This window comes from Streptomyces sp. NPDC104226 (genome assembly GCF_055584085.1).
Genome location: NZ_JBVJMS010000024.1, coordinates 1 through 5,830, shown reverse-complemented (window position 1 = coordinate 5,830; position 5,830 = coordinate 1). Strand labels below are relative to the sequence as shown.

General features: G+C 68.0%; 6 protein-coding genes, 1 rRNA gene and 2 pseudogenes. 3 read left to right on the top strand and 6 right to left on the bottom strand.

Annotated features, from left to right (window positions below):
• Positions 1-74, top strand: a 5S ribosomal RNA gene (gene rrf, locus ACZ60J_RS39380); the annotation flags it as partial.
• A 238-nt stretch (positions 75-312) separates the two neighbouring features.
• Here the strand turns inward: rrf and ACZ60J_RS39375 are convergent.
• Together ACZ60J_RS39375 and ACZ60J_RS39370 are read right to left on the bottom strand one after the other, a co-directional pair.
• Positions 313-1,078 (bottom strand): annotated as a pseudogene (locus ACZ60J_RS39375) (transposase); the annotation flags it as partial.
• 93 nt (positions 1,079-1,171) lie between these two features.
• Complete coding sequence (locus ACZ60J_RS39370) at positions 1,172-1,525, bottom strand: ferrous iron transport protein A (protein ID WP_469689051.1); 354 nt, start codon at positions 1,523-1,525, stop codon at positions 1,172-1,174.
• Between the two features lie 146 nt (positions 1,526-1,671).
• On the opposite strand from ACZ60J_RS39370, the pseudogene ACZ60J_RS39365 reads away from it, so the two are divergent.
• Together ACZ60J_RS39365 and ACZ60J_RS39360 are read left to right on the top strand one after the other, a co-directional pair.
• Positions 1,672-1,905, top strand: a pseudogene (locus ACZ60J_RS39365) (transposase); the annotation flags it as partial.
• A gap of 199 nt (positions 1,906-2,104) precedes the next feature.
• Positions 2,105-2,341 carry a hypothetical protein gene (locus ACZ60J_RS39360; protein ID WP_469689049.1) on the top strand — a complete coding sequence of 79 codons (237 nt, stop codon included), beginning with the start codon at positions 2,105-2,107 and terminating at the stop codon, positions 2,339-2,341.
• Between the two features lie 31 nt (positions 2,342-2,372).
• Here the strand turns inward: ACZ60J_RS39360 and ACZ60J_RS39355 are convergent, their stop codons facing one another.
• The 4 genes from ACZ60J_RS39355 to ACZ60J_RS39340 form a co-directional block, all read right to left on the bottom strand.
• A complete protein-coding gene (locus ACZ60J_RS39355) occupies positions 2,373-3,002 on the bottom strand; it encodes a Fic family protein (RefSeq protein ID WP_469689048.1) in 630 nt (209 codons plus the stop codon).
• The gene (locus ACZ60J_RS39350) at positions 2,992-3,678 is read right to left on the bottom strand and encodes a hypothetical protein (protein ID WP_469689046.1); all 687 of its coding nucleotides are present in this window, start codon (positions 3,676-3,678) and stop codon (positions 2,992-2,994) included. Before ACZ60J_RS39350 ends, ACZ60J_RS39355 begins: the two co-directional genes overlap by 11 nt.
• A gap of 850 nt (positions 3,679-4,528) precedes the next feature.
• Positions 4,529-4,636 carry a transposase gene (locus ACZ60J_RS39345; RefSeq protein WP_469689053.1) on the bottom strand — a complete coding sequence of 36 codons (108 nt, stop codon included), beginning with the start codon at positions 4,634-4,636 and terminating at the stop codon, positions 4,529-4,531.
• Between the two features lie 225 nt (positions 4,637-4,861).
• Positions 4,862-5,422 carry a P-loop nucleotide/nucleoside kinase family protein gene (locus tag ACZ60J_RS39340; protein WP_469689044.1) on the bottom strand — a complete coding sequence of 187 codons (561 nt, stop codon included), beginning with the start codon at positions 5,420-5,422 and terminating at the stop codon, positions 4,862-4,864.
• Positions 5,423-5,830: the final 408 nt, after the last annotated feature.

The following is a 5,830-nucleotide window of genomic DNA, read 5'->3' as shown; positions in this document are numbered from 1 at the left end:
ACCCGGAAGCTAAGCCTTTCAGCGCCGATGGTACTGCAGGGGGGACCCTGTGGGAGAGTAGGACGCCGCCGAACAATCATTGTGGGAAAGCCCCGTACCAGGAAACTGGTGCGGGGCTTTTCTGCGTTTACAGGGCTTTAGTTTTTTATCTACCAAGATCTTCTGAGTTTGCCGATGGCCTTGAGGGGCTCGGGCCGTTTGAGGGTTCTGCCGACGTCGTAGCGGGTGGCGGGTCGCCGGTTCTTCGATCCGAGGGGCCGGCCAGGGCCGGTTCCGGTCAGTTGAGAACACGAGGCGGGCAGAGCAGGTACGCGGGGCTTCTCGTTCCTTCGAGAGGTGCTCGACTTTCGACCGGATCAGGGTGCCTTCGATGATGGGGAGTTCACCGTCGTGCTCCAGCCAGGCCGATCGGTGGGTCAGTCTTGGGTGGCCGGCCGTTGACGCCGTGTGTCCTCAGCGGTTTGGGTAGACGCATCCCCCGGTCGGAGCGGATCCGCCCGACCAGCTCGACGAGGAGATCCCTCAGCACCCGGGCCAGACGGGTGACGTCGTAGCCAGCGTCCATGACAATCGTGATGGCCGGATCTCCCGGCGTTCACTGGCCGGCGCCGATGAGCTGTTCGGCCACGGCTCTCAGCTGGGCGGCGTGGCCGCAATCGCGTCGTCCTCGGGCGCCAGCCGGACCACATCCAGGATCCCGTTCCATGACCTGGCGACCCGACTCCAGGACAGCAACGGAGGAATACGACCAGCCCAGGCGAGGTAGCGGCATGTCGGCCAGCAGCAACCACAGCCTGTCCACGTCGATCAGGCCGCGGTTGAGGGCTCCGTACAACGCTCCGTGCCCACGACGGTCCTCGGCTACCAGCGTCAGGTCCACCGGTGAGACCACTGGGCCATCGACGCACAGCACCGCGTCCGTCAGCTCGAACACCTCGTCACGCCGGTCGGTAAGACACTCATAGAACTCAGCCCGGAAGCGTGACGCTTCCGCGAACGCCTCCCTCCGGACGGCATCAGGCAGCAGACTCACCTCCCGGCCTTCGTCTTGGTCACGCGCACCTTGGTCGGAGTACATGATCAGACGGAGGACGCCCCCACGTCCGGCGAATGCCCAGGTGAGCGGCCCAGTTCGACGGACGATTCGAGTGGAGAATGAGGCGTGGTATCCCTACGCTTCGGGCTCTTGCTCGGCCCGTAGGTACCGACCCCGGATCTGCGCCTTGCGATAGGGGCCGGCCCCGTCGCAGTCGTACTGCGACTCGTCGAAGGTCACCCAATACAGCAGCTCGCCCTTGAGCGCCTGGGCATGTGTGTTGGGTTCGGGTGCGCCCATGGCATCGATCGTGCCAGGGAACTCGACCTGCCAAGGGCCGTCCCAGTCCTGGTCGCGAACGACCGTGACCCGGCTGCCCGGTGCCAGTACACCCGTCGGCCATGTCTGATTCAAGGGACGACCGAGGATGTGCTCTATTGCCGTGCGGTCGCCTAGGTCCTCATGAACAGGGCCGGAACTGTCTGTCATGCCGCCCACTCTGCCCGCACCACTTCAGGAGCGCCAGAAGATGAAGAGCGAGTCCAGAGGCTGTCTCACGTGGACAGATTCCTGAGCTCCTTACAGCAGGCCGCCCTGCGCTGGGTGAAGGCCAACGTCGCCCCCGGCCGCGTGCCGTGGTGGCCAGCGCCGTATCTCAACACGAACCTGGTTGGTTGGCCCGCTACTGCTGGCCGTCGTTCGCGCCTCGACCGCAAGGTGGTGGGACCGCTCCCTGTAACGAACGGGCCGCCTTCACAGTGGCGGTGTACATCCTGACGACCGGTTGTGCCTGGCGGCAGCTGCCGCCGACGTTCGGCACGTCTCCCGCCACCGTGCATCGCCGCTTCACGATATGGACCGGCGCTGGCCTATGGCGTCGCTCCACCGGGCGCTGCTGGACGAACTCGGGGCCCGGGGCAAAGTCGATGGGACCTCAGCGATCGTCGACGCGGTCTCTGTTCGTGCTAGTCGGCATCCCCGCCGCGAGGCGCTCGGTCCCCCCTTGGTGGCACAGGACCCCGCGACGGACTTCGTGTTGGTGCGTACGGCCGAGGGGAGGAGGCGGGTGTGTACTTCAGCAGCCCGACCGGCATCACCTTCAACCGCTGCGGCGGGGACGGGATCCTGGAGCTCCTGGCCGTCCTGCTCCGACGGCTGGACGCCGTGCTCGTCGTCCCGGGCGGGCCGACCGTGATTCAGCGGGACGAGGTGCGCGAGCTTCTGCCGGCCTCCCTAAGGGAGGCGTGGGCGGTCGTCGTGGCCCTTACCGGCTCGGAGATCGAGCGGGCGATCCGTACCAACTGAGCCGCCTTGACGGGTGGTTGGGGAAGGGCAATCACCGTGAGGTTGCCCGGCGGTGGGTGGCGCGGATCAGGACGGTGACGAGGGCGGCCAAGTCGAGAGCGCCCTCAGGGTCGTCCGCGTAGCGGGTGGTCTGGAGCGGCCCCACTTCGTCAAGGCGTACTCCTTCCCTCTCCAGGACGTGGGCGAGGACCAGCAGGGCCAGGCGTGCGTTGCCGTCCGGGTAGGGGTGGAAGAAGGCGACGTCGAGGTACGCCCTGGCCGCGCGGGCGGCCAGGGGGAGCGACGGGTCGGTGCTCTGGTGCAGGCAGGCGGCGAAGTCCTTCCAGGTGTGCGGCGTGAGCCCGTACCGTTCCCGGCCGCCCTTCGCGAAGGCGTCGCTCCGGCGGAGTCCCACCTCCTCCACACCGAGGACCAGCTTCTGCCAGCCGGCGAGTAGAGCCGGGGTGAGCAGCTCCCCCCGTGAGGCTGCCTCGCGGGACAGGGCCATCGCCGCGAGCAGCCGGTCGGCGCGAGCCGGGTCGCGCCGGCGGACGGGACCGTCGAACCACACGGTGAGTCCGTCGACGGCCGGGCGCCCCGGCGCCGGGCCCGCACTCGGCGCCGAGCACCAGTCGACCTGCTCCCTGACCCGGCACCACGCGGCCAGCGCGTCAGTGCTCACGGTAGAACCCGCGGCCGGTCAGGTGAACCGCCAGATCCTCGGCCACCGTGTCGACCAGGATCGGGGTGGGCGCGACGTGGCTCTTGAACCGGCCACCGATGGCAGCTTCCAGGGCCTTCCGGGCCTCTTCCGATCCCAGGCCGGTGGAGGTGAGGAACCAGGTCAGCGTCACGTCGCAGAACCTGTACCAGGATGACGAGGCGTGGGTGCTGCTGACGACCGCGGTGACCAGGCGGGTCACAGCGCGCTCCAGGTGCCAGCTCCGATCTTCGGCGTTGGCATCGGGTTGGGGCGCAAGTTGCTCGAACCGCGCGGCCATGTCCTCCAGCCAGTCACGCCACTCCAGCAGGCAGGCCACGATGCGTTGGGCAGTCTCCTGGGCCTCTCCGACCGAGTCCGATGCACAGCACCAGGACTCGACGGGACCCCCGTTGTGGACCGAGTGGTCCCAACCGCAGGCCCACCGGCCGTAGCGGGACACCAGGAGTGCGGTGACCGCGTCGGTGAAGCGAAAGCCCGCCATCCGGTCGGGGCAAGCCGCCCGCTCGGCCTCGGAAGGCACCATCGGGACGACGAGCGCCGTCAGCCGGGCCGCCTCGTCGTCGTCCCAGTCGAAGGCGTTCCGGCCGGGGTCGGCGGCGGTCCAGGGGAGCGACCAGATTCGTTCGCGGTCCATGGACGTGGCGCACCTCCGAGGTGATACATGACGGACAACTGAGCGATCATGCCCACCGGGTCGAGACCTGTCACTCCGACTTGTCACCCTGCTGCTCGGCCGGGACGTGCGCCGAGGCCTAGGACTTGTTCAGCCGATCACCACGCTGTCGACCTGAAGTCGATTGCCCGCGTTCCGTTGGCGCGCGACCATCCTCGGATGGGTCGAGGCGAGGGTCTGATGCTGGTGCGGGTCGTGCAGACGCGTCCCGCCTACCCGTCCCAGTGGGATGCCTGGACGGCGGAGGGCCAGTACCTGTCCCTCCGCTACCGGCACGGTGCCGGCTGCGTCGAGCGTCATCCAGGCCCTGAGGTCGACACATCCGACTCCTGGAATGGGGGCCTCTCCGAGCTCCTGACTGAGTGCGACGACGGAACCGGCAGCGGAGTCATCAGCCTTGAAACGTTCCTTGGCGCCTCTGGCCTGGCACTTGCCCCAGGTGCATCCGTGGGCTGATGCAGTAAAGCCGGTCATGTCCGCAGCCAGATGGGATCGCGTGCTGGATGCCCCGGTGCCGCAGATACCCGCGGCACGGCCCGTTGCTGTAGGCCTTGCCCGCCGCGAGGCTGTCCGGCTTCCTGCGCGGCCTGCCCAGCCCACCCCGCGAGCCGCCCAGGCCCTCACCTCCCGCACCACCTCCACCAGGCGGGCAAGGAGGCTCTGCTACGACGTTTCGCCCTGGTGTTCTGCCGCGGCTTCCCCCTTTGAGGCGGAAGCCGGCGGCGGTTCAGGGCGGGCACCAGCGACGTGCTGATGTGTCCGCACGATGGTCGAGTCGACCGAGATGCCCCAGTCGATGTCCCCGGCTGCGTCAGCCTTCGGCCTGCACCTGCTGGAGTCGGCGTTCCCAGGTTCCGTCGGACGACCACAGGCGGTGGCGTCCATAGACCGTCTTCCATGGACCGAACCGCTCGGGCAGAGCAGGCCTTCGAGCTTGGCCTGCGGGCGACCCCAGCGTTTACGGGCGTCTATGGCTTCACCTGGCACCCGCGCTCCGAGGCACGTCCGCTCATCGCCGGACCCGTCATGGCGGCGGATGGCCCGTCCGCCGCGGATGGAGGGCAAGCAAGGTCCCGCTCATGCACCGGGTGGGTACCGTGCGCCTTCGCCAGATCAGCGACGGCAATGCGGCGATCATCGGGACTCACCGGCCAGAAGGTTCTGCGCCGAGGGATGGGTGGGGGAGCAGGGTGCGGATATCCCTGGCTAGGGCGGCTGCGTCGATCGGGCGGCTGGTGTCGACGGTCCGGACTGGGCCCCCCAGTTCGAGGGGGCCCGGGGTGGATGCCCAGGCGGCGACGCGTGCGTGGAGCTGTTCGGGGGTGAGGTCCCGGTCGAGGTGGCCTGGGTGGCGCTGCCGGGTGCGGAAGCGCGCGGCGGCGAGGGCGGTGGGGCAGTCGCAGAAGACCTCGACCAGGTGGGCGTCGAGCTCGTGGAGCCGGCGGGGGGCGGTGTCGCGGTGCCACCAGTTCACGAGTACGGCTTGTCCGGCGTCGGCAGCGAGAGCGAACAGGATGTCGTCGGCGGCCCGGCTCAGCCTGTGGCGCCACGGGTGATCACCCACGCCGAGGGAGTCGTAGAGCGACTCGAGGATCACGTCCTTGTCCAGGACCGGGAGCTCCAGGTGCACGGCGAGGCCGCGGGCCAGGGTGCTCTTCCCACTGGCCGGCAGGCCGGTGAGGACTACGAAGGAGTTGCCGCGCACGACGTCAGTGTGCGGCCGGCGCCGCCCCCCAGGAGCCCGTACTGGTGGGGGCATACACGAGGGCAGGGGCTCCTGTCGCGCCGATTTGGAGCGCGCGGGGGGCGTCATGTAGAGTCAAACGGTTGCCTGGAACTGGACAAGTTCGGCAGCAGCCCCCAAAGAAGCAATTCAGAGTGGGCACCCTCGACTCCTCATCCAGGAATCTGAAGCCGGGAAATCCGGTGGAAAACTTCTGATAGAGTCGGTCTCGCCGGAAAGGGAAACGCGAAAGCGAAGAACTGGAAAGCGAATCCCGCTGACTGGGAATCGGACACGAAAGAGTCTGATAGAGTCGGAGACACAAGAACGAAACGAAGCGCCCGGAGGAAAGCCCGAGAGGGTGAGTACAAAGGAAGCGTCCGTTCCTTG